Source organism: Rhizobium sp. H4, assembly GCF_003013335.1.
GTDB lineage: Bacteria > Pseudomonadota > Alphaproteobacteria > Rhizobiales > Rhizobiaceae > Rhizobium > Rhizobium sophoriradicis.
The window spans coordinates 218,128-241,117 of record NZ_PSOW01000001.1 but is presented as its reverse complement, the minus strand read 5'-3'; the positions used below and the strand labels follow the sequence as shown (position 1 = coordinate 241,117).

Here is a 22,990-nt window from a genome sequence, read left to right as displayed (position 1 = left end):
ATGGCGTTCGAAAGTTCATACGTTTGTCACGAAGCGGTTCTATCCGCTGCGGTCAGTCAATCATCGATGCGGTCAGGAGAAAGCCCATGTGGCTCAGCAATTTCACTCTCGTTCTCCCGAACGAGGTGGTGAGCGAAGGTTCTGTGCGTGTTGAGGACGGCGCCATCGCCGAAATCCGGCCGGAGCCGGTCGCCGGCGCTGCCATCGATGGTGGCGGGCGGCTGCTGATGCCGGGATTCGTCGATCTGCATGGCGACATGATCGAGCGCGAGATCGCGCCGCGGCCGAACGCGACGATGCCGATCGATTTCGGCATCCACGAGCTCGACAAGAAACTTGCCGCCGCGGGTGTCACCACCGCCTTTGCCGCCGTCTCCTTCGCCACCGAAAGTGTCTACGGCCATGTGCGCTCGCTGGAGACCACATCGGCGGTGATCGAGGGCATCAACCGCCTGCGCGATAATCTGCTGATCGACCACCGCGTCCACGCCCGCTACGAAGTCACCAATGTCGGCGCCGCGCCGGCTCTCGAGCGCCTGCTGAATGCCAATCAGATCGACATGGTTTCGCTCACCGACCATACGCCCGGCCAGGGTCAGTACAACAATCTGCAGAGCTACATCCTCAGCATTTCCGAGCGCCGCGCCATTTCCGAGGACATGGCCGCCGAGATCGTCGCCAAGCGCATTGCCATGCGCAATAACCCCGACATCGAGACCAAGCTGAGAGAGATCGTCGCGCTGTCGCTGAAGCACAAGCTGTCGCTTGCCTCGCATGACGACGACAGCATCGAGAAGGTCGCCGAAATGCACGACCTCGGCGTCACCATCAGCGAGTTTCCGGTGACGGCACCCGCGGCGGAAGAGGCGCGCCGCCGCGGCCTCTGGACGCTGATGGGCGCGCCGAACGCGCTGCGCGGCCAGTCGATGTCCGGCAATCTCAGCGCCCTCGATGCCGCAAGGGCCGGACTGCTCAGCGTCATCGCCGCCGATTATCACCCGGCCGCCTTCGTGCCCGGCATCTTCAAGCTCGCAGACACGGTGGAAGGGGGCCTACCGGCCGCCGTCGCCATGGCGACCGGCAACGCCGCCCGCTCCGCCGGCCTCCTGGACCGCGGCGAAATCGCTATCGGCCAGCGCGCCGATCTGGTCGTAGTCGAGCCCGGCGACATCAACCGCATCCGCGCCACCTTCCGCGCCGGCCGCTTCGTCTACAGCGACGGCACGCTGCATCCATTGCGGGCGTTGGCGGCTTAGTACATTTCCCTAGAACTTGCGGTTCGTACCGGTGGTTGCCCCTCACCCTAACCCTCTCCCCGTAAACGGGGCGAGGGGACGTGCCAAATGCAGCGTCAAGGTTGAGGAAGCCGGTGCGGCATGTCCCTTCGCCCCGTTTACGGGGAGAAGGTGCCGGCAGCCGGATGAGGGGCCGCGATCGCATAGGGCGTTGATTGACTTTGTTCGCAGCCTGAACCGCGTCGCGCGGAGATGCGCTCTAACCGCGATCGCCGATCAGCGAGATGAGCTGGGCCTTAGGGGTAGCCGCCGAAGCCTCGGCGCCCACCGCCTTGCCGCCTTCCATCGTCACGCGGCCTTCGGCAAAGAGCCGCAGGGCCTGCGGATAGATCTGGTGCTCGACGGTGAGCACTCGCGCGGCAAGGCTTTCGGCCGTGTCGCCGGAAAGGACCGGAACGGCGGCCTGGCCGATCACCGGGCCTTCGTCCATGCCTTCGGTGACGAAGTGCACCGTGCAGCCGGCAATGCGCATGCCGGCGTCGATGGCGCGCTGATGGGTGTGCAGGCCTGGGAAGAGCGGCAGCAAGGAAGGGTGGATGTTGAGCATCCGGCCTTCATAACGCTGGATGAAGGTCGGCGTCAGCAACCGCATGTAGCCGGCCAGGCAGAGGATGTCGGGTGAAAGTTCGTCGAGCGCCGAAAAGATCGCCGCTTCATGCGCGTCCTTGCTGGCATAATCCTTGCGGGGAAAAGCGAAGGTGGCGATGCCTTCGGCCGCCGCCTTGGCAAGGCCGCCGGCCTCCGCCTTGTCTGATATCACGCCGACGATCTCGGCCGGATAGTCGGCGGCCTTCGCCGCCGCGACCAGCGCCATCATGTTGGAGCCGCCACCGGATATGAGGACGACGACGCGTTTGCGCGGCGTGCTCATATGGCAAGCGTACCCTTGTAGACCGTGCCGGCAGCGCCTTCGGCGCGGGCGATCATGCGCCCGAGCGTGACGACTTTTTCGCCTTCGGCTTCAAGCGCCTTCGATACCGCGGCGACATTCTCTGCGGCGACGACGACGATCATGCCGATGCCGCAGTTGAAGGTGCGCAGCATTTCCTTGGCTTCGACGCCGCCGGTCCTGGCGAGCCACGAGAAGACTGGCGGAACCTTGACGGCCGCAAGGTCGATCTCGGCCGCCAAATGCTTCGGCAGCACGCGCGGAATATTTTCCGGGAAGCCGCCGCCGGTAATATGGGCGAGCGCCTTCAGCGCACGCGTCTCGCGGATCGCCTTCAGCAGCGGCTTCACATAGATGCGGGTCGGCTCCAGCAGCGCTTCACCGAGCTTCTTGCCGTCGGCGAACGGCGCCGGTGCATCCCAGCCGAGGCCGGAAAGCGAAACGATCTTGCGCACCAGCGAGAAGCCATTGGAGTGGACGCCGGAGGAAGCGAGGCCGAGAATGACGTCGCCTTCGGCAATGTCGCCGGAGGGGAGCAACTGGCCGCGTTCGGCAGCGCCGACGGCAAAGCCGGCAAGATCGTAATCGCCGGAGGAATACATGCCCGGCATTTCGGCCGTCTCGCCGCCGATCAGCGCGCAGCCGGCCTCGCGGCAGCCGGCGGCAATGCCGCCGACGATCGCAGCACCTTGGTCGGGGTCGAGCTTGCCGGTGGCGAAATAATCGAGGAAGAACAGCGGTTCGGCGCCCTGGACGACGAGATCGTTGACGCACATGGCGACGAGGTCGATGCCGACGGTGTCGTGATAGTCCGCGTCGATGGCGATCTTCAGCTTGGTGCCGACGCCGTCATTGGCGGCGACGAGAACCGGGTCGGTAAAGCCTGCGGCCTTGAGGTCGAAGAGCCCGCCGAAGCCGCCGATTTCGCCGTCGGCCCCGGGACGCCGCGTCGAGCGCACCGCCGGCTTGATCTTCTCGACGAGGAGGTTGCCGGCATCGATGTCGACGCCCGCGTCGCTGTAGGTCAGGCCGTTTTTCCCAGACTGGCTCATGCTGGTCTCCGATGGCTGTTTTCAGGCGGCCGACACGCCGCGTCATCTGCCGGTCGCAATTGCATGACAGGGCCGTTTATGCAAGCGCTGCATGGCAAAAGCCCCCAATTTCCCGTGTCTTCAGCCGGCATTTTCCGGAATTGCCGCGACAGGGTTGACCATCTTTACGCCTGCATCCTATGTGCTGAATGACCGCGTCGCAGACGACGCGGCGTTCAGCGGCGGCGAGCGATCAGCGGGGAAGCGATGCCACAGCAAATCAGCGGCAACAGTCTCAAGCGCCAGATCTTCTTCTGGCTGGCTGTACTCGTCTTCTTCATCGCCTTTCTCTATGTCTTCAGCTCGATCCTTCTGCCTTTCATCGCCGGTATGGCGATCGCCTATTTCCTCGATCCGGTGGCAGACAGGCTGCAGCGGCTTGGCCTCAGCCGCTTCATGGCGACGATCGTCATCCTGATCGCCTTCGTGATCACCTTCACCCTGGCGCTGATGATCCTTATTCCCGTGCTCGTCAGCCAGTTCAACGATTTCGCCGAGCGGCTGCCGGGCTATATCAGCCAGTTGCAGCAGTTCATTGATAGCTCGAAAAACTCGCTGCTGCCGGAATGGGTCAGGAGTCAGGCCGGCACGATCAAGGATAATTTCTCCGGCATCCTCTCCGAGGGCATGGGTTTCTTGACCGGCCTCTTTGCCCAGATCTGGAATTCCGGCAAGGCGATCGTCGACGTCATATCGCTGCTCGTCGTCACCCCGGTCGTCGCCTTCTATATCCTGCTCGATTGGGACCGCATGGTCTCCAAGGTCGATCAGTGGATACCACGCGATTACGTCGCCGATGTCCGCCAGATCGCCAAGGAGATCGATCAGGCGATCGCCGGCTTCATCCGTGGCCAGGGCTCGCTCTGCCTCATCCTCGGCATCTATTATGCCGCAGGCCTCTCGCTCGTCGGCTTGAATTTCGGCCTGCTGATCGGCCTCTTTGCCGGCATGATCAGTTTCATCCCCTATGTCGGCTCGCTGGTCGGCCTCGTTCTTTCCGTTGGCGTAGCGATCGTGCAGTTCTGGCCGGATTATTCCTGGATCGGGCTGGTGATCGTCGTCTTCTTCAGCGGCCAGTTCCTCGAAGGCAACATTCTGCAGCCGAAGCTCGTCGGCTCCAGCGTCGGCCTGCATCCGGTCTGGCTGATGTTTGCGCTGTTTGCCTTCGGCGCGCTCTTCGGTTTCGTCGGTCTTCTGGTCGCCGTGCCGGCCGCCGCCGCCGTCGGCGTTCTTGTTCGCTTCGCGCTTTCGCGCTACCTTCAGAGCGATCTTTATTTTGGCGGGTCGCCGAGTGGCCGCGCTCAGAAGACGAAATCAGTTCCCAATGAATGACGTGAAGAACGTTGCGCTGAAGCGCAAGGCCGCGGAGCAGTTGTCGCTGCTCTTTTCGCACGATGCCGCCAGCGGCCGTGACGATCTCCTGATCTCGGAGCGTCTTGCCGCCGCCGTTTCGATCGTCGATGCCTGGCCGGAATGGCCGTCGCCGGTCGTCGTGCTCGCCGGCCCCGTCGGCTCGGGAAAATCCCATCTCGCCCGCATCTGGAGCGAGTTGAGCGGCGCCGTGAGCATTCATCCCGAACTTGGCTCGGACGCGGCAGTTGCCGCGGCCGCCGGCCCGGTGCTGTTCGAGGATGCCGATCGCCAGGGCTTTGACGACAATGCGCTCTTCCATGTCATCAACAGCGTTCGCGAAAACGGCACCAGCCTGTTGATAACAAGCCGTCTCTGGCCGATGTCCTGGCCGGTTCAGCTGCCCGATTTGCGCTCGCGCCTGAAGGCTGCGACGGTCGTCGAGATCGGCGAACCCGATGAGGCGCTGCTGTCGCAGGTGATCGTCAAGCTCTTCGCCGACCGGCAGCTTTATATAGATGACAAACTCGTGCTCTATATCGTTAACCGCATGGAGCGGTCGCTGAACGCGGCCCAGACGATCGTCGAACGGCTCGACCGGCTGGCCCTGTCGCGGGGCACGAAGATCACCCGGTCTCTTGCTGCCGAAGTATTGAATGAATTGGGAAATTCGGAACCGGCCGATTGACTGTCACAGTTCCGTCGTGAAACTGATATAATTGCCGTCGCGATTGAAAACGGGGTAGTGGACCATGGATAGCGCAGTCGCAGAACATCAGGAACTCACTCCGGAAACCAACGACAACACGCCCCCGCTGGAAGAGCTGCTGACCAGCCCCGAACGCTTCATCAACCGCGAATTCTCCTGGCTGCAATTCAATCGCCGAGTTCTCGAAGAGACCTTGAATACCGAGCATCCGCTGCTCGAGCGCGTCCGCTTCCTGTCGATTTCCGCCGCCAATCTCGACGAGTTCTTCATGGTGCGCGTCGCCGGCCTCGAGGGCCAGGTGCGTCAGAACATCGCCATCCGCAGCCCTGACGGCAAGACGCCGGCCGAGCAGCTCGACTCGATCCTGCAGGAGATCGACCATCTGCAGATGGAGCAGCAGGCCTCGCTCGCCGTGCTGCAGCAATATCTCGCCAAGGAAGACATCCTGATCGTGCGTCCCGGCGCGCTCAGCGATGCCGACCGCCAATGGCTGGCCGCCGAATTCGAACAGGCGATCTTTCCGGTGCTGACGCCGCTGTCGATCGACCCGGCCCACCCGTTCCCGTTCATTCCCAATCTCGGTTTTTCGATCGGCCTGCAGCTCGTCAGCAAGAACGGTCGCGAGCCGATGACGGCGCTCTTGCGCCTGCCGCCGGCGCTCGACCGCTTCGTCCGCCTGCCGGATGATGCGAACACGATCCGCTACATCACGCTGGAAGATGTCGCCAACATCTTCATCCATCGGCTCTACCCGGGTTACGAGGTGCAGGGCTCAGGTACTTTCCGCGTCATCCGCGACAGCGATATTGAAGTCGAGGAAGAGGCCGAGGATCTCGTCCGCTTCTTCGAAACGGCGCTGAAGCGGCGCCGCCGCGGCAAGGTCATCCGCATCGAGACTGACTCGGAAATGCCGGCTTCGCTGCGCCAGTTCGTCGTTCAGGCGTTGAGCATCCCCGAGAACCGCGTCGCCGTTCTGCCGGGACTTCTGGCGTTGAACACCCTGTCGGAGATCACCAAGGCGCCGCGCGACGATCTCCGGTTTCAGCCCTACAATGCGCGATTTCCCGAGCGCGTCCGCGAACATGCCGGCGACTGCTTCGCCGCCATCCGCGAAAAGGACATGGTCGTCCATCACCCCTACGAATCTTTCGACGTGGTCGTTCAGTTTCTTCTCCAGGCTGCGCGCGATCCTGACGTCCTGGCGATAAAGCAGACGCTTTACCGCACCTCCAACGACAGCCCGATCGTCCGTGCGCTGATCGACGCCGCCGAGGCCGGCAAGTCGGTGACGGCGCTGGTCGAGCTCAAGGCCCGTTTCGACGAAGAGGCGAACATCCGCTGGGCGCGCGACCTCGAACGCGCCGGCGTGCAGGTCGTCTTCGGCTTCATCGAGCTCAAGACCCACGCCAAGATGTCGATGGTCGTCCGGCGTGAGGAGGGCAAGCTCAGGACCTATTGCCACCTCGGGACCGGCAACTACCACCCGATCACCGCCAAGATCTATACCGATCTCTCCTATTTCACCTGCAATCCCGTCATCGCCCACGACATGGCGAACATCTTCAACTTCATCACCGGTTACGGCGAGCCGGAACAGGGCATGCAGCTGGCGATTTCGCCCTACACGATGCGGCCGCGCATCCTGCGCCACATCGAGGAAGAGATTCAGCATGCCAGGAACGGTGCTCCGGCGGCGATCTGGATGAAGATGAACTCGCTCGTCGATCCTGATATCATCGATGCGCTCTATCGCGCCAGCCATGCCGGCGTCGAGATCGATCTCGTCGTGCGCGGCATCTGCTGCCTGCGTCCGCAGGTGCCTGGTCTCTCGGAGAAGATCCGCGTCAAGTCGATCGTCGGCCGCTTCCTCGAGCACAGCCGCATCTTCTGCTTCGGCAACGGCTACGGCCTGCCGTCCGACAAGGCGCTGGTTTACATCGGTTCGGCCGACATGATGCCGAGAAATCTCGATCGTCGCGTCGAGACCATGGTTCCGCTGACGAATCCGACGGTTCACGAGCAGGTCTTGTCACAGATTATGCTCGGCAACGTGATTGACAATCAACAAAGCTACGAGATATTGCCCGACGGTACGTCGCGCCGCATGGAAGTGCGCAGGGGCGAGGAACCGTTCAATGCGCAGCAGTATTTCATGACCAATCCGAGCCTGTCGGGCCGTGGTGAAGCTCTGAAGTCCAGCGCGCCGAAACTCATCGCCGGCCTGCTCGAAGGCCGCAACAACAAGTAATACTGGACCTAAATGGTTGAATCTGAAGCCCAGGGGCGCCTTCCAGGGATCGCTCCGGTCTCCGTTGTCGACATCGGATCGAATTCCATTCGTCTCGTCGTCTACGAAGGCATGTCCCGCTCGCCGACCATTCTTTTCAACGAAAAGGTCCTCTGCGGCCTCGGCAAGGGCATAGCCGTCACCGGCAAGATGGATGAAGAGAGCGTCATCAGGGCTCTGGCGGCGCTGCACCGTTTCAAGGCTCTGTCCGACCAGGCGCGCGCCGCCACCATGTATGTGCTGGCGACGGCCGCCGCCCGCGAGGCGAGCAACGGTCCCGATTTCATCCATCAGGCGGAAACCATCCTCGGCCGTAAGGTTCGCGTGCTGTCGGGGGAGGAGGAGGCGAAATTCGCCTCGCTCGGCATTATCAGCGGCTTCTTCAATCCCGACGGCATTGCCGGCGATCTCGGCGGCGGCTCGCTGGAACTGATCGACATCAAGGGCAAGGAGTTCGGCAAGGGCATCACGCTGCCGCTCGGCGGCCTGCGCCTGTCGGAATATGCGGGCGGCTCGCTTTCCAAGGCCAGAGCCTTCGCCCGCAAGCAGGTGAAGACGGCAAAGCTCTTGTCGAAGGGCGAGGGGCGCACTTTCTACGCCGTTGGCGGCACCTGGCGAAACATCGCCAAGCTGCATATGGAGATGACACATTATCCGCTGCATATGATGCAGGGTTATGAAGTCTCGCTCGAAGCGATGATGCTGTTCCTCGAACAGGTGGTGACCGCGCGCGATTCCAAGGAGCCGGCGCTGCAGGCCGTGTCCAAGCACCGCAGGTCGCTGCTGCCCTTCGGCGCCGTCGCCATGAAGGAAGTGCTGAGCGCCATGAAGCCGTCGATGATTTCCTTTTCGGCGCAAGGTGTGCGCGAGGGCTATCTCTACTCGCTGCTGTCCGAGGGTGAGCGCCGTCTCGATCCGCTGCTGGCCGCCGCCGGTGAATTGGCGATCCTGCGTGCCCGGTCGCCCGAGCATGCCCGCGAACTGGCGGAATGGACCGGCCGGATGATGCCCTTCTTCGACGTCCAGGAAACCGAAGAGGAAAGCCGCTATCGCCAGGCCGCCTGTCTGCTCGCCGATATCAGCTGGCGCGCCCACCCTGACTATCGCGGCCTGCAGGCACTGAACGTCATCGCCCACTCTTCCTTCGTCGGCATCAGCCATCCCGGCCGTGCCTTCATCGCACTGACCAATTATTACCGTTTCGAGGGGCTGCACGACGACGGCGCCACCGGCCCGCTTGCGCAGATCGCCACGCCACCCTTCATCGAGCGCGCCAAGCTGCTCGGCGGCATGCTCCGCGTCGTCTACCTCTTCTCGGCCTCGATGCCGGGCATCGTCAAGAACCTGACCTTCCGCAGATCATCGAACCCGGACTTCGACCTCGAATTCGTCGTTCCCTCCGAATATCGCGATTTCGCCGGCGAACGCCTGGACGGCCGCCTGCAGCAGCTGTCGCGGCTAACGAATAAGAGGCTGGCGTTTCGGTTCGAATAGGGCAGAGATTTTTAAGGGCCGTTGTTGACGGCGCCATCCCTCCACTCTCCCTCATTCCTGTGCTCGTCACAGGAATCCAGCCACCGCGCGTCCGCGCGGTGAATGACTCACTTGCTTTTAAAGATTCTCCCGCGCTCAAGGACTTGAGCGCACTGGATTCCTGTGACGAGCACAGGAATGAGGGAGGAAGTGGGTGCGTAAACCAAAGAAAAAGGCGGCACTTCCGCACCGCCCCTCCATCTCACATCAAACCCGAATTACTTCGCGTTCAAAAACTCACCAACCTCAAGCAGGCTGAACTCGTTATTATCCGCCTTGTCGACGGCGCGGCCGGCCGAGAAGGGCAGGTTGTTGTCGTTGCCGATGATGATGTGGGTGGCGTCGACGCGATCGACGTTTTCGATCGTCACGAACGGCATGTCGTAGACGCCGTCCTTGGCTCCGGCCTTCTTCTTGTTGTCGGGGTCCTGGATGTTCAAGAGGTCGATATAGCCGATCTTGCGGACGGCCTTGCCGGCATTGGCGTCGTTGAACTCGATCTTGTAGACGCGCTTCAGTTCAGTCGGCGCCTCGAAGCAATCCGGCTTCGGCTGCTTCGGATCGGCGCAGGCCTTGTCCTTGGTGCCGGCGCCGCTGTCGCGCTCGATGACGAGAGCGGTCGTATCGTCGAGCATGTTGAAATCGCCGATCGACACGCCCTTGTCATCGAACGGATAGAGCCAGCTGCGGCCGGTCCACTTCTTGGCGGCGGCGTCGAATTCGATGATGCGGATGGCGGTGTGGCCGTCGGCCGTTTCCATCGTGCCGTCATCCTTGTAGATGGCGCCTTCGAGCAGGCCGTAGAGCTTGGCGCCGTCCTTCGACATGGCGAGGCCTTCGAAGCCGCCGGAACGCTTCAGGTTGAAGACCGGCATCTTCGCGGCCGGATTGCCCGGCAGCTGGATCAGCGGATTGTCGGGCGACAGCACCGGCTTGCCGTCGAGCGTGGTGGCAATCACATCTGTCAGGCGGCCCGCGGTGTCGAATTTCAGGATATAGGGGCCGAACTCGTCGCCGAGCCAGAAACCATCGGCAACCGGCTGGATCGATTCGATGTCGAAGTCGGCCCCGGTGAGGTAGCGCGTGTCGGTGCCTTCGAGCACGATCGGGAACGGAGCGATCTTGTTCGGGTCGGAGAGGAAGAGGTTGTTGACGACTTCAGCCTTGTTGGCGGCCCAGTCGAACTTCATCTGATGCAGGAACAGCATGGAGTCGGAGGAATTGGCCTTGGAACCGAAGCCATTATCGGAGAGCGTCCAGAACGTGCCGTCGGCCATCGTCTTGATGCCCGAGAAACCCTGGATCGGCTGGCCGTCGAACGGAAGCTTCAGGTCGGTCACACGTGCACCGTCCTTGCCGGGAACGGTGCCGAGCGCTTCGGTGCGCTTGCGGTCTTGCGTCGTGAACTTGCCGGAATGCTTGAGGAATTCGGGGGCATTGGCCGGGGCCGCAACCATGGTGTTGGCAGGCAGGATCGCCTGGCCGGCGAGCTTGGCCGGGAATTGCTGCTGGTCGGCCGAAACGGGGCCGGCAATCAGGATGAAAAGCGATACGGAAGCAAAAAGGACGTTCTTCATAATATCCCCATGGAACGGATGCGAATGGCTTTCCGCTTAGCAGGGCTTCCGTGTCAGCGAATTGACGGTTGGGTGAAGCTTTGGTGACGGGTGATAAAAGCGCTTGCTCAGCCGTGCAGAACGACTGCGGGCGTGTTCAGAACGGTCACCGCACGCGAGGAAAGCGCCATGACGCCGAGCGCCTGGCCGCGTCCCTTGACGGCATGGATGCCGAGATCGTCGCAGGAGATGTCGTCGGGAAAGGTCAAGCGCCGGGCAAGCTCCGCGGAGATCAGCACCTGTCGGTTCAGACTGCGGCAGAGCGTCTCCAGCCGCGCGGTCGTATTCACCGTATCGCCGAAATAGCTGATCTTGTGGTGATCGACGCCGACTTCCGCGGTGATGATCTCGCCGCCATGAAGGGCGGCGCGAAGCTTCGGTACCTGTCCGTAATTTTTCCGCCAGCCGGCGGCATTGGCTTCGATATCGGCGATGATATCGAAGATGCAGCGCACGCAGCGCGCATCCTTGACGCCACGGGCAAGCGGCCACGTAATGATCGCCGCATCGCCGACATAGTCGTTGATCATGCCCTTGTGGCGCCGGACCGGCTCGGCGAAAGTCGCAAACAGCGAGCTCAGCAGCTGCTGTGCCCGGAGGTCGCCGTGCTTTTCGGCAAAAGCTGTCGAATCGACGAGATCGATGAACAGGAAGACACGCTCTTCCTTGACTGGATTGCGATAGCGGCTGATGAGCATGCTGACGAATACTTCGCGGCCGAGCAGTTCGCGCACGCGAAGGATGAAGATCAGTGCCGAGCAGACGGCAAGCGCATAGAGGAAGACGTCGAAGGGCATGATGACGAGATCGAGGAGCGACGACGGCTTCAGCACGCCGAAGGCCCGAAGGAGCAGGCCGGCGCAGGCAAAGCCGATGCTCATCAGGATCTCGTAGATCACCAGCTCAGTGATGATGAAGATGAAGGTCGGCAGCTTCTGGATGCGCCGGTAGAGCCCCCGGAACAGCACCTTGCGCTCGAAGGCGATGATCGGCATGCCGATGAAAAGCGCGAAGATCGCGCCGATGACCGGCGTCTGGTCGGAGTAGAACATCGAATCATAGACGACGCCGCTCGCCGCCAGGACGAGGACGATCAGGATCCAGTTCTGCGTCGGAGATATTTCCCGCATGCCGCCCCTTCGCTTCGCAGTTTCGCCCGGCCATTGTTTCAGCTGGGAAAACAGCGTCAAGCGAATTCGATTTGGTGTCAGAGCGCGACGGTTTCAACCTTCCGGCCGGCGAATCGCAGTCCGATCTGGCCCTGGATCAGCTGCAGCGCCGGCTCGCCGAAAAGATCGCGCCGCCAGCCGTGCAGGGCCGCGACGTCGGCCTTCTCGCCATCGGCGGCGATCTTGTCGAGATCCTCGCTGTTGGCGATCACCTTCGGCGCTACGCCGTGTTTTTCCGAGATCAGCTTCAACAGCACCTTCAGGAGTTCGACGGCGGCAGCGGCCCCTTCAGGGGCCTGCGCCTGCCGCGGCGCATGTGGCATCTCCGCCTTCGGAAGCGCGAGCGCCGCGTTGACGGCCTCGATGACGGCGGCGCCGGAGGTCGAGCGCTCCCAGCCCTTCGGAATGGTGCGCAACCGGCCGAGCGCTTCTGTATCCTTGGGCTGCTGCTGGGCGATCTCGTAGATCGCATCGTCCTTCAAGACGCGCGAACGCGGCACGTTGCGCGCCCGTGCCTCGCGCTCGCGCCAGGCGGCGACATATTTCAGGATCGCCAGCTCCTGCGGCTTGCGCAATCGCATCTTCAGCCGCTGCCAGGCGTCATCAGGATGCATGTCGTAGGTTTCGCGGGCCTCGAGAACGTCCATTTCCTCGCGAAGCCACGACGTGCGGCCTTCGCGGTCGAGCTGTGAACTCAGCGACAGATAGACGTCGCGCAGATGCGTGACGTCGGCCAGCGCATATTCCAGCTGCTTGTCGGAAAGCGGCCGGCGGCTCCAGTCGGTGAAGCGCGACGACTTGTCGATATGGACGTTCTTGATGCGACTGACCAGCTGATCATAGGAGACGCTGTCGCCGAAACCGCAGACCATCGCGGCGACCTGCGTGTCGAAGATCGGATGCGGAATGAGATTGCCGCGATTGAAGATGATTTCGATGTCCTGGCGTGCGGCATGAAAGACTTTCAGCACCTTGGTGTCGGCCATCAACTCGAAGAAGGGGGCGAGGTCGATGCCCTTGGCCAGCGGATCGACGAGAACCTCTAATGTCGGGCTTGCCATCTGGATCAGGCAGAGCTCCGGCCAGAAGGTCGTCTCACGCAGGAATTCGGTGTCGATGGTAATGAAGTCGGACTTGGCCAGCTCTTTGCAGGCGGCCGCCAAATCGGCGGTGGTTTCGATCATATCAATTCATTCGCAAGGAAAAGGTCGGTTGAACCTTCCTTCTCCTTTCGCTTCGATATGTCAATACAACAGCATAAGCTTCGCGCATTGCTGGCGAAGAATCACGTCCAAACTGAGGCAAGCAAATGCTTCAGCTCACTCTGACATAGCTGGTCATGCCGGTCTTCTGATGTTCGATGATGTGGCAATGCAGCACCCAGTCGCCGGGATTGTCGGCGACGAGGGCCAATTGCACCTTCTCGTCCGGCTGGACGAGGTAGGTGTCGGAGATGAGCGGCATCACCTCCCGCGTCGAGGACGAGATAACCGTGAAGCTCATGCCGTGCAGATGGATCGGATGGGCGTGCGGCGTTGTGTTCTCCAGATTGAAGACATAGCTCTTGCCGAGCTTCAGTTCCGCCAGCGGCGCCGTCGGATTCGGGGTATCGCCCGGCCAGGGCACCTTGTTGATCGCCCAGAAGCTGTAGCCGAGCGTGCCGCAGATACTCTCGACGGCGGCATTTTCCGCGGTGGCGCTCAACACCAGCGGAATCTGTTCGGCAGCGGAAAGATCGGCCTTAGGAACGGGGTTTTCGGCAAGCGGGCCGAGATCGCCGATATTGCGTTTCAACGACGGTCCAACGGCGCGCAGGCTGGCAATCGTCTTCGGCGTCGTGCCGCGGATATCCTCGAGCGTCGCGACGGCACCTTCGCCGTCCGGCATGCGCACGGCAAGATCGAGCCGCTGTCCGGGCCCGAGCTGTAGCAAGTCGAGGGGAAAGCGTTTCGGCACCGGATTGCCGTCGATGGCGATGACGGTCGCATCGGCGCCCCCCATCGTCAGCGAGAAAATGCGCGTCACGTCGGTGATGGCGATGCGCAGCCGCACCAGTCCCCCGGCCGGCGCGTCATATTGCGGTTCCTGATGCCAATTGGCAGTGCGCACCGTGCCGTATGTGCCGCTCTTGGCGGCATCGCGCGGCCGAAAGGGGGCGATGAACTGCCCGTCTCCGCCAAGCCGCCAGTCGCGCAGGTTCAGCAGTACCTCGGCATCGAAATCGGGATCGGCCGGGTCCTCGACCACGAGCATGCCGGTCATGCCGTGTCCCATCTGCGTCAGCGTGTTGCAATGCGGGTGATACCAGAAAGTGCCGGCATCGGGTGGCGTGAAAGCATAGTCGAAGCTGTCGCCGGTGTAGATATAGGGCTGCGTTACGAAGGGCACGCCGTCCATGCGGTTGTCGATGCGCAGCCCATGCCAGTGGATCGTCGTCGGCTCGTCCAGCTGGTTGTTCAGCCGTGCCGCGTAGGGCTGCCCTTTCGTCATCCTCAGAACCGGCGGCATGCCGTCATGGCCCCAGCTCATGACATCCCGGGTCGGCCCTTTCTCGGTCAGCATGGCCTCGGTCTTCACAGCCGTCAGCAGCTGCGGCTCCGGTGCTGCCGCGGCAGGTCCGAATTTGCCGGCAATGCCCATGCCGACTCCGTAGGCGCCCGCGACAGCGGAGGCCTTGAGAAGGTTGCGGCGGGTCAGGAAAGGCATGCGTGGCTCCACGATGAGAATGCACCTCCTTTTAAAGTTGACCGCCACCTTCATCAATACGGCAAGCGCAGCCAAACTGCCGCAGCTACGGGCCGCGGCTTCGCCATAAACGCGTGCCAATCGCGTGGCGAGCACGCGCCAAGCCTTGACAAATCGGAGCGTCCATGCGCTTTTCCGCCCGATTTTCTTGTCGGCGCTTGAGGGCGTTTGAACCCTTGCTGCCGTCTTAAGCCACATGCCAGGAATTGAGATCATGCATCGCTATCGCAGCCACACATGCGCCGCCCTCCGCAAGACGGATGTCGGCTCGACCGTCCGTATCTCCGGCTGGGTCCATCGCGTTCGCGACCATGGCGGCGTTCTGTTCATCGACCTTCGCGATCATTACGGCATCACCCAGGTCGTCGCCGATCCCGACAGCCCGGCCTTCAAGCTGGCCGAGACCGTGCGTGGCGAATGGGTCATCCGCATCGACGGCCTCGTCAAGGCCCGCACCGAAGACACCGTCAACAAGACAATGGCGACCGGCGAGATCGAGCTCTACGCGCAGGAGATCGAGGTACTGTCCGCCGCCAAGGAATTGCCGCTGCCGGTTTTTGGCGAGCCTGATTACCCTGAAGACGTCCGCCTCAAATACCGCTTCCTCGATCTTCGCCGCGAAACGCTGCACCGGAACATCGTCAAGCGCACCCTGGTCATCTCGGCGATGCGCCGCGAAATGGGCGCTGTCGGCTTCACCGAATATACGACGCCGATCCTGACGGCCTCCTCGCCGGAAGGCGCGCGCGACTTCCTCGTTCCCTCGCGCATCCATCCCGGCACTTTCTACGCGCTGCCGCAAGCGCCGCAGCAGTACAAGCAGCTGCTGATGGTTGCCGGCTTCGACCGCTACTTCCAGATCGCGCCGTGCTTCCGCGACGAGGACCCGCGCGCCGACCGCCTGCCAGGCGAATTCTACCAGCTCGACCTCGAAATGAGTTTCGTCACCCAGGAAGATGTCTGGAACACCATGGGTCCGCTGATGACCCAGATTTTTGAGGAGTTCGCCGAAGGCAAGCCGGTCACCAAGGAATGGCCGCGCATCCCCTATGACGAGGCGATCCGCAAATATGGTACAGACAAGCCGGATCTGCGCAACCCGATCGTCATGGAAGCGGTAACCGACCATTTCGCCGGCTCCGGCTTCAAGGTCTTCGCCGGCATGATCGCTTCCAACCCGAAGGTTCAGATCTGGGCGATCCCGGCAAAGACCGGCGGCTCGCGCGCCTTCTGCGACCGGATGAACGCCTGGGCGCAGAGCCAGGGCCAGCCCGGCCTCGGCTATATCTTCTGGCGCAGCGAGAACGACAAGCTCGAAGGTGCGGGACCGCTCGCCAAGAACATCGGCGAGGAGCGCACCGAAGCGATCCGCACCCAGCTCGGCCTCGGCGATGGCGACGCCTGCTTCTTCGTCGCCGGCGAGCCGGAAAAATTCTACAAGTTTGCCGGCGAAGCGCGCACCAAGGCCGGCGAGGAACTGAACCTCGTCGACCGCGACCGCTTCGAACTCTGCTGGATCGTCGACTTCCCCTTCTTCGAATGGAACGACGAGGAGAAGAAGGTCGATTTCGCCCACAACCCGTTCTCGATGCCGCAGGGTGGCCTCGATGCGCTGCAGAACCAGGATCCGCTGACGATCAAGGCCTTCCAGTACGATGCCGTCTGCAACGGCTTCGAAATCGCCTCGGGCTCGATCCGCAACCAGTCGCCGGAAACCATGGTCGCCGCCTTCGAGAAGGTCGGCCTCAGCCAGCAGGACGTCGAGGATCGTTTCGGCGGTCTCTACCGCGCCTTCCAGTACGGCGCCCCGCCGCATGGCGGTGCGGCTTTCGGCATCGACCGCATCGTCATGCTGCTCGTCGGCGCCAAGAACCTGCGTGAGATCTCGCTGTTCCCGATGAACCAGCAGGCCCAGGACCTGCTGATGGGCGCGCCGACCCCGGCAACCCCGACGCAGCTGCGCGAGCTCTCGATCCGGCCCATCCCGCCGGTCAAGAAGGACTGATATAACAGGCTGCAAAGCGCCGACCGGCCTCCTTACGGTACGGCACCACGCGCTACAAGATGAACTTCCGTGGCCAGCCTCGTCCTTCGAGGCCCTGCGGGGCACCTCAGGACGAGGCCGGAGAGAGGTCGCCTTCAAAAAGATAAAAGGCTCGGCGGAGTGGTCCGCCGAGCCTTTTCGTGTTCAGATCAAAGCGATCAGTCGTTGGCCGAAACCTTGACGCCGAGCACCTGCGGCAACGTGTTCGGAGCGCCCATGGCGGCACCGACGATGGTCGGGAAGGGCACCGGCTTTTCGGGGGTGGCCTTAACGGTCAGGCTCTTCGGGTCGTCGAGGAAGGTGTTGACGGCGGCCGAAACGGCGTTCTGAAGTTCCGGGATGTTGAGCTGCGCCAGCATGATCGGCGTCATCGCCTTCAGCGAATCCGCCATCTGCTTGCCCGACATGTTCTGCTGCGCACCGGCGTAATCGAGCGCGCGCTTGGTGATCGAGGCATCCTCGAAGCGCACCTGTGCGCCTTCGAAGGACAGCTGCTGCATCAGACCCAGCATGGCAAGGCCGAGCGCCTGCTGCGCCTGTTCCTTGTTCGGATTGGCTTCGGACTCCTTCATCGCATCTTGCATCGATTTCATGAAGGCCATCGTATAGCCGGAGATCTTGAAGCCGAGGTTGAGCTTGCCGATGTTGGTGAAGTCGAAGCCGATTTCCGAAACGTCTATCGTGCCGGGCCCGAGCTCCCAGGCGCCCTTCATGGTGATGTCGCCCTGGACGTGCTGCAGGGCGAGCTTCTCGATCGCATCCTTGCTCTTGGGATCGTCAGTCTTGGTGAGATCGGCCTTCATGCTCTTGAAGGCGCCGTCGAAATCGAAGCCGGATTCGTCCTCGCGCAGCGTCAAGTTCATGTCGCTTTGAAGCAGCGAGAAGACTTCCGTGCCGTCCTTGACCACTTTCAGCGGGCCGGTATGGGCAGTCTCGTAAAGCATCATGCCATCGAGTGTGTCGCCGCCCGGCGTTGCCGGGACGGAAATGCCGCCCAGCGTCAGTTCCTGCGCCGTAACGGTCACGCCGTCTCCCGTCTTGTTGATGTCGGGGAAGGCCGCTTCCTCGATGTAATAGCCGCCTTCCTCGTCTTCCTCCACGCCGGAAAGGGTGACTTCGCCGATGGGCAGGCTTTCGCCGCCGGTCGGCTTGACCGTCACATTCTTCAACGTCACGGTCGTTCCGTTGATATCGACGCCTTCAGCCGAAATCGTTCCGCCTTGAGCCTCATAGGCGGCATTGATCTTCTTCAAGAGATCGGCGCCGTCGAGAGCGAAAGCCGAGCCGGCGAGGGAGAAAAAGGCGGCGCCCGACAGCATCAGCCGCGTTGTCCGGTAAATGTTCATGGGTGATTCCTCTGGTGGCGTGGTGGCGGTTGGAAATCTGCAGTTACGCTACTACGGATTGGGCCCGCTTTGTATTTGCGGACTTCTAAATTTCCGTTGAAAGGAACGGCAAACGAAGTCCAAATTGCGGCCGAACGTTTGTCTCATCCTTTGATGTCGGTGCCAAGACTTCATCCACAGCTGCAATACCCCGGATTCCTTGCCCGCCGGCCGCTTCTGGGCTAGTCAAGACCCATGGGACAAGAGATTTTGCCGCCTTCCGGCGGAGACGACGACAATATCCAACCGGTCGACCTCAAGGCGGCTCTCGAGCAGCGCTATCTTGCTTATGCGCTGTCGACCATCATGCATCGCGCTCTGCCTGACGTGCGCGACGGGCTGAAGCCCGTCCATCGCCGCATCGTCTATGCGATGAACGAGATGGGGTTGAGGCCGACCTCGGCCTTCAGGAAATGCGCCAAGATCGTCGGCGAAGTGATGGGTAACTACCATCCACATGGCGACCAATCGATCTATGACGCGCTTGCCCGTCTCGCCCAGGATTTCTCGCAGCGCTACACGCTCGTCAACGGCCAGGGCAATTTCGGCAATATCGATGGCGACAGCCCCGCCGCCATGCGTTACACCGAATCGAAGATGACGGCGGTTTCCGAACTGCTGCTCGAAGGCATAGACCAGGATGCCGTCGATTTCCGTGACACCTATGACGAATCGAATTCCGAGCCGGTCGTCCTTCCCGGCGCCTTCCCGAACCTGCTCGCCAACGGCTCCTCCGGCATCGCCGTCGGCATGGCCACCTCGATCCCCTCGCACAATGCCCATGAGCTTTGCGACGCCGCGCTGCATCTGATCAAGCATCCTGATGCCACCGTCGAAAAGCTCGTCGAATTCATCCCCGGCCCGGATTTCCCCACAGGCGGCATCATTATCGACAGCCGCGACAGCATCATCGAGAGCTATCGCACCGGCCGCGGCGGTTTCCGTGTGCGGGCCAAATGGCAAACCGAGGATCTCGGCCGTGGCGGCTACCAGATCGTCATCACCGAAATTCCCTTCCAGGTGCAGAAATCGCGGCTGATCGAGAAGATCGCCGAACTGCTGATCGCCCGAAAGCTGCCGCTGCTCGAAGATATCCGTGACGAGTCGGCCGAGGACATCCGTGTCGTCCTGGTGCCGAAATCCAGGAGCGTCGATCCGACGATTCTGATGGAATCCATGTTCAAGCTGACGGAGCTCGAAAGCCGCTTCCCGCTCAACATGAACGTTCTGTCGATGGGCCGCATCCCGCGGGTCATGGCTTTGAACGAGGTGCTGAAGGAGTGGCTGGACCACCGCCGCGAGGTGCTGCAGCGCCGCTCGCGCTTCCGCCTGGCAGCGATCGACAAACGTCTCGAGATCCTCGGCGGCCTTCTGGTCGCCTATCTGAATATCGATGAAGTCATCCGCATCATCCGCGAGGAAGACGAGCCGAAGCCGGTCATGATGGCGCGCTGGGATCTGACCGACAATCAGGTCGAGGCGATCCTCAACATGCGGCTGCGCGCCCTGCGCAAGCTGGAAGAATTCGAGATCCGCAAGGAGTTCGACGAACTCACCAAGGAAAAGAGCGAGATCGAGGCGCTGCTAGCCTCCGACGACAAGCAGTGGCAGACGGTTGCCTGGGAAATCGGCGAAGTGAAGAAGAAATTCGCCAAGGCGACCGAGGTCGGCCGCCGCCGCACCCAGTTCGCCGACGCGCCGGAGGCCGATGAGGAAGCGATCCAGCAGGCGATGATCGAGAAGGAACCGATCACTGTCGTCATTTCTGAAAAGGGCTGGATCCGCGCCCTGAAGGGCCATATCGCCGATACGGCGACGCTGACCTTCAAGGAAGGCGATGGCCTGAAGGTGGCCTTCCCGGCGCAGACGACGGACAAGATCCTGATCGTCACGACAGGCGGCAAGGCCTTCACGCTCGGCGGTGACAAGCTGCCGGGCGGTCGCGGCCACGGCGAGCCGCTGCGCATCATGGTCGACATGGACAACGACCAGGCGGTGCTGACCGCTTTCGTCCACGATCCCGCGCGCAAGCAGCTGATCGTCTCGACGGCCGGCAACGGCTTCGTCGTTGCCGAGGCCGAGCTGATCGCCAATACTCGCAAGGGCAAGCAGATCATGAATGTCGCGCTGCCCGAGGAAACGCAGCTGCTCGTGCCCGTCGGCGGCGACCATGTCGCCGTGGTCGGCGAAAACCGCAAGCTGCTGGTCTTTCCCTTGGCGCAGGTGCCCGAAATGACGCGCGGCAAGGGCGTTCGCCTGCAGCGTTACAAGGATGGCGGCATTTCGGACGTCCGCTGCTTTGCGATGTCGGATGGCCTCGTCTGGGAAGACAGTGCTGGCCGTACCTTCACGAAGAACAAGGACGAGCTTGCCGAATGGCTGGGCGACCGCGCCAGCGCCGGCCGCACCGTGCCGAAGGGTTTTCCGCGCAGCGGTAAATTCGCCGGTTAACGTGATTGCGGCAAAGTTGCGGGGCGATTTTGCCTTGAGAACTGCGTGAAAACAAAGGGGCCGAGCATTTCTGTGCTCGAATGCTCCGAGCCGCAAAAATTCCGTCGCCCGTCTCTTGGCGGCCGCCGGAACTTCTCTATCTCTCTGCTGTTACCGAAAAGAAGAGAAGGCCGATTCTGTGGGCGGACGGAACTGGCTGTGGCCCGTACGCCTGGGGAAGGCGCGCGTGCCCTTACCGGAGGAAAATCGATGCCCGCCAGCACCATCAAATTGCATGTCAGCCACACCTATAGAGTGCCGCCCGCTGTCGTCTACGACGCCTGGCTCAACCCCGAGATCGCCCGCCGTTTCCTGTTTGCCACCGATGACGGTCACGTCATCCGCGCCGATATCGATCCGCATGTCGGCGGCCGCTTTTTCATCGTCGACCGCCGCCCGACCGGCGACGCCTTCCACCAGGGCGTTTTCCTGGAATTGAAGCGACCGCGCCGCATGGTCTTCTGCTTCTCGGTCGAAGAGCACGACCACAATTGCGACCGCGTGGAAATCGACATCGAGCCCCTTGGCGGCGGCAGCCGTCTGACGCTGACTCACGAAATGTGTGCCGAGTGGGCCGCGCATGAGGAAAAGACCCGAAAAGGCTGGGCGCATATCGTCGAAGGGCTCGGCCGCGAGCTGGAACAGCAGCAGATGAAGGCTACGGGGTGAGCGGCACGCTGAAATCCCTGAGGAAGCGGGTCGCACCTTCTTCGTCGATCTCGCCGGCTGCGACGTCTAATACAAATGCAATGACCTGCGCGTTATCTGCATCGATGACGTACCGGTTGAGGTAGAGAAACGTAAACGCCGCGAGATAGCCTGTACGCTTGTTTCCATCCACGAATGGGTGGTTCCTAACGATGCCGTAGAGATAGGCTGCGGCGAGTACGAAGATATCGGTTTCGCCATATGCAGCCTTGTTGAGTGGACGTGCCAAGCTGGTTTCCAATGCATTGGCATCTCGCAGACCAGACAAACCGCCATGCTCGGCAATCTGCTCACCATGCATATTTTCGACCGCTTGGCGGCCGAGCCATTTAAGCCGTATCATTTTGCGAGTTCGCGCAGCGCCACTCGATATTTTTCCATGCCGATGCGGGCTGCCCGCATTTGTTCGGCGAGGTCTGCTGATTCCGGCACGAGGTGGATGTTACCCTCGATCTCCCGCAGTTCGAGGCTGTCTCCGCTGCTGAGACCCAACCGCTGCAACACCTCTTTAGGAATGATAACCCCTTCGGAATTACCGATCTTGCGGATCGTGACGTTCATTTGCTTCATCCTCTTATGTGGTAACGTAGTTATAACATGAGGGATTGACAGGCGGCAACGTCTATTCCGCCGATGGCCTGACGCTCCTTCGCCGGACCATCCAGAAGCAATGCCCGGCGATCGCCGCCACCAGAATGCCGCCGCCAAGGAGCGTCATCGTCGCCGGCGTTTCCGCAAAGATCAGCCAGACCCAGATCGGGGCGAGGACGGTTTCGAGCAGGTAGAACATGCCGACCTCTGGGGCAGAGAGGTATCGCGGCCCGGTCGCCAGGCACCAAAAGGCGACGGGCATTACGATGGCGCCGTTGAGGAGGATCCATCCGGGATAGGCGACCGAGAGCCCCGAAGGCAGAGCTTGCGCAAGCCCGAGCGCGGCCGGCAGAATGGCCGCAAGCAACGGCACGAAGCCCATTTCCCGGCGTGAGGCGCGCCCGATTGTGATGGCCGCCGCAAGTATAAGCGCGCTGAGAATGGCCATAGCGTCGCCGAAGAAATGGCCGCTGGAAAGCCCCTCGCTCACGATCAGTCCGACGCCGACGATCATGAACAGCATGGCGATCAGCGTTGAGGGCTGCGGCTTCTCCTTGAGGAAAGTCCAGGAAAGAAGCGCGCCGAACATCGGGTTGAAGGCGACGATGAAGACGACGTTGGCTGTGGTCGTATTGAAGACTGCCAGCACGAAAGTGAGGGAGGAGAGGCCGTAGAGCAGACCGGCGAGCAGACCGGGCCGACCTGGAACGAGCACCGGCCATCTGCCTGAGGCGAGACGCATCGCGCCAAGGATGATGAGTGTGGCGAGAACCGTCGCAGCGCTTCGCACGCCCAGAATCGACCAGATATCGCCATCGCCAAGGCGCACGAGCGGGATATCCATGGAAAGCGCCAGCCCGCCGATTGCCGTCAGCAGCAGACCCTTCCGATGGTCGGAAAGAGCGGTGGACATTTCAGAGCCTTTCCTGGTCAGATTGAAGCATTCTGCCGGAGCAGGTTTTCGTCAGGGCAGAGGCGATTGGCGATGGGCATACCCCAAGGTACGTCCGAGCCGATCGCCTCTGATCCTGGCGGAAAGATGCCCGGCCCTTCGGGTTGGCTGAAACGGGCCGGCTGATCGACCGGCC

18 protein-coding genes are annotated in these 22,990 nt (G+C 61.9%); 8 read left to right on the top strand and 10 right to left on the bottom strand.

Features of this window, described 5'->3' with window-relative positions; translation table 11 throughout:
- Positions 1-86 precede the first annotated feature (86 nt).
- A complete protein-coding gene (locus C4N04_RS01205; protein WP_009995514.1) occupies positions 87-1,256 on the top strand; it encodes an alpha-D-ribose 1-methylphosphonate 5-triphosphate diphosphatase in 1,170 nt (389 codons plus the stop codon).
- A 238-nt stretch (positions 1,257-1,494) separates the two neighbouring features.
- Here C4N04_RS01205 and purN read toward each other — a convergent pair whose 3' ends face one another.
- Both purN and purM read right to left on the bottom strand, forming a co-directional pair.
- Positions 1,495-2,166 (bottom strand): phosphoribosylglycinamide formyltransferase, encoded by a 672-nt coding sequence (gene purN / locus C4N04_RS01200; RefSeq protein WP_009992173.1) that lies wholly within the window; start codon positions 2,164-2,166, stop codon positions 1,495-1,497.
- The gene (gene purM, locus C4N04_RS01195) at positions 2,163-3,236 is read right to left on the bottom strand and encodes a phosphoribosylformylglycinamidine cyclo-ligase (RefSeq protein WP_077993221.1); all 1,074 of its coding nucleotides are present in this window, start codon (positions 3,234-3,236) and stop codon (positions 2,163-2,165) included. The genes purN and purM overlap by 4 nt, the downstream gene beginning before the upstream one ends.
- Before the next feature lie 246 nt (positions 3,237-3,482).
- Here purM and C4N04_RS01190 point away from each other — a divergent pair, with 246 nt between their 5' ends.
- From C4N04_RS01190 to ppx, 4 genes are all read left to right on the top strand, one after another.
- Positions 3,483-4,607, top strand: coding sequence for an AI-2E family transporter (locus C4N04_RS01190; protein ID WP_106795269.1), 1,125 nt, complete (start codon positions 3,483-3,485; stop codon positions 4,605-4,607).
- Positions 4,600-5,313, top strand: a complete 714-nt coding sequence (hdaA, locus tag C4N04_RS01185; RefSeq protein ID WP_009994955.1) for a DnaA regulatory inactivator HdaA — start codon at positions 4,600-4,602, stop codon at positions 5,311-5,313. The genes C4N04_RS01190 and hdaA overlap by 8 nt, the downstream gene beginning before the upstream one ends.
- Positions 5,314-5,377: 64 nt before the next feature.
- A complete protein-coding gene (locus C4N04_RS01180; RefSeq protein WP_038688059.1) occupies positions 5,378-7,582 on the top strand; it encodes an RNA degradosome polyphosphate kinase in 2,205 nt (734 codons plus the stop codon).
- 12 nt (positions 7,583-7,594) lie between these two features.
- Positions 7,595-9,115 (top strand): exopolyphosphatase, encoded by a 1,521-nt coding sequence (ppx, locus tag C4N04_RS01175; protein ID WP_077993225.1) that lies wholly within the window; start codon positions 7,595-7,597, stop codon positions 9,113-9,115.
- A 257-nt stretch (positions 9,116-9,372) separates the two neighbouring features.
- Here ppx and C4N04_RS01170 read toward each other — a convergent pair whose 3' ends face one another.
- From C4N04_RS01170 to C4N04_RS01155, 4 genes are all read right to left on the bottom strand, one after another.
- A complete protein-coding gene (locus C4N04_RS01170) occupies positions 9,373-10,731 on the bottom strand; it encodes an esterase-like activity of phytase family protein (RefSeq protein ID WP_077993226.1) in 1,359 nt (452 codons plus the stop codon).
- A 107-nt stretch (positions 10,732-10,838) separates the two neighbouring features.
- Positions 10,839-11,900, bottom strand: a complete 1,062-nt coding sequence (locus tag C4N04_RS01165; protein WP_077993428.1) for an adenylate/guanylate cyclase domain-containing protein — start codon at positions 11,898-11,900, stop codon at positions 10,839-10,841.
- 77 nt (positions 11,901-11,977) lie between these two features.
- Positions 11,978-13,123 carry a ribonuclease D gene (rnd, locus tag C4N04_RS01160; protein ID WP_077993228.1) on the bottom strand — a complete coding sequence of 382 codons (1,146 nt, stop codon included), beginning with the start codon at positions 13,121-13,123 and terminating at the stop codon, positions 11,978-11,980.
- 130 nt (positions 13,124-13,253) lie between these two features.
- Positions 13,254-14,645, bottom strand: a complete 1,392-nt coding sequence (locus C4N04_RS01155) for a multicopper oxidase family protein (protein ID WP_077993233.1) — start codon at positions 14,643-14,645, stop codon at positions 13,254-13,256.
- Between the two features lie 253 nt (positions 14,646-14,898).
- Between C4N04_RS01155 and aspS the strand changes: the two genes are divergently transcribed.
- A complete protein-coding gene (gene aspS, locus C4N04_RS01145; RefSeq protein ID WP_077993235.1) occupies positions 14,899-16,689 on the top strand; it encodes an aspartate--tRNA ligase in 1,791 nt (596 codons plus the stop codon).
- A 197-nt stretch (positions 16,690-16,886) separates the two neighbouring features.
- Here the strand turns inward: aspS and C4N04_RS01140 are convergent, their stop codons facing one another.
- Entirely contained in the window at positions 16,887-18,074 is a 1,188-nt protein-coding gene (locus C4N04_RS01140; protein WP_038688071.1) for a hypothetical protein, read from the bottom strand.
- Between the two features lie 234 nt (positions 18,075-18,308).
- Between C4N04_RS01140 and parC the strand changes: the two genes are divergently transcribed.
- Positions 18,309-20,564, top strand: a complete 2,256-nt coding sequence (parC, locus tag C4N04_RS01135; RefSeq protein WP_077993237.1) for a DNA topoisomerase IV subunit A — start codon at positions 18,309-18,311, stop codon at positions 20,562-20,564.
- Positions 20,565-20,813: 249 nt separating this feature from the next.
- Positions 20,814-21,272, top strand: a complete 459-nt coding sequence (locus C4N04_RS01130; protein WP_009995994.1) for an SRPBCC domain-containing protein — start codon at positions 20,814-20,816, stop codon at positions 21,270-21,272.
- Here the strand turns inward: C4N04_RS01130 and C4N04_RS01125 are convergent.
- The 3 genes from C4N04_RS01125 to C4N04_RS01115 all read right to left on the bottom strand — a co-directional run bounded on the left by C4N04_RS01125 (position 21,262) and on the right by C4N04_RS01115 (position 22,815).
- Complete coding sequence (locus C4N04_RS01125) at positions 21,262-21,654, bottom strand: type II toxin-antitoxin system death-on-curing family toxin (protein ID WP_009995995.1); 393 nt, start codon at positions 21,652-21,654, stop codon at positions 21,262-21,264. The genes C4N04_RS01130 and C4N04_RS01125 overlap by 11 nt on opposite strands.
- Complete coding sequence (locus tag C4N04_RS01120) at positions 21,651-21,872, bottom strand: AbrB/MazE/SpoVT family DNA-binding domain-containing protein (RefSeq protein WP_004673828.1); 222 nt, start codon at positions 21,870-21,872, stop codon at positions 21,651-21,653. The genes C4N04_RS01125 and C4N04_RS01120 overlap by 4 nt, the downstream gene beginning before the upstream one ends.
- Before the next feature lie 61 nt (positions 21,873-21,933).
- A complete protein-coding gene (locus C4N04_RS01115) occupies positions 21,934-22,815 on the bottom strand; it encodes a DMT family transporter (protein ID WP_106795268.1) in 882 nt (293 codons plus the stop codon).
- Positions 22,816-22,990 lie beyond the last annotated feature (175 nt).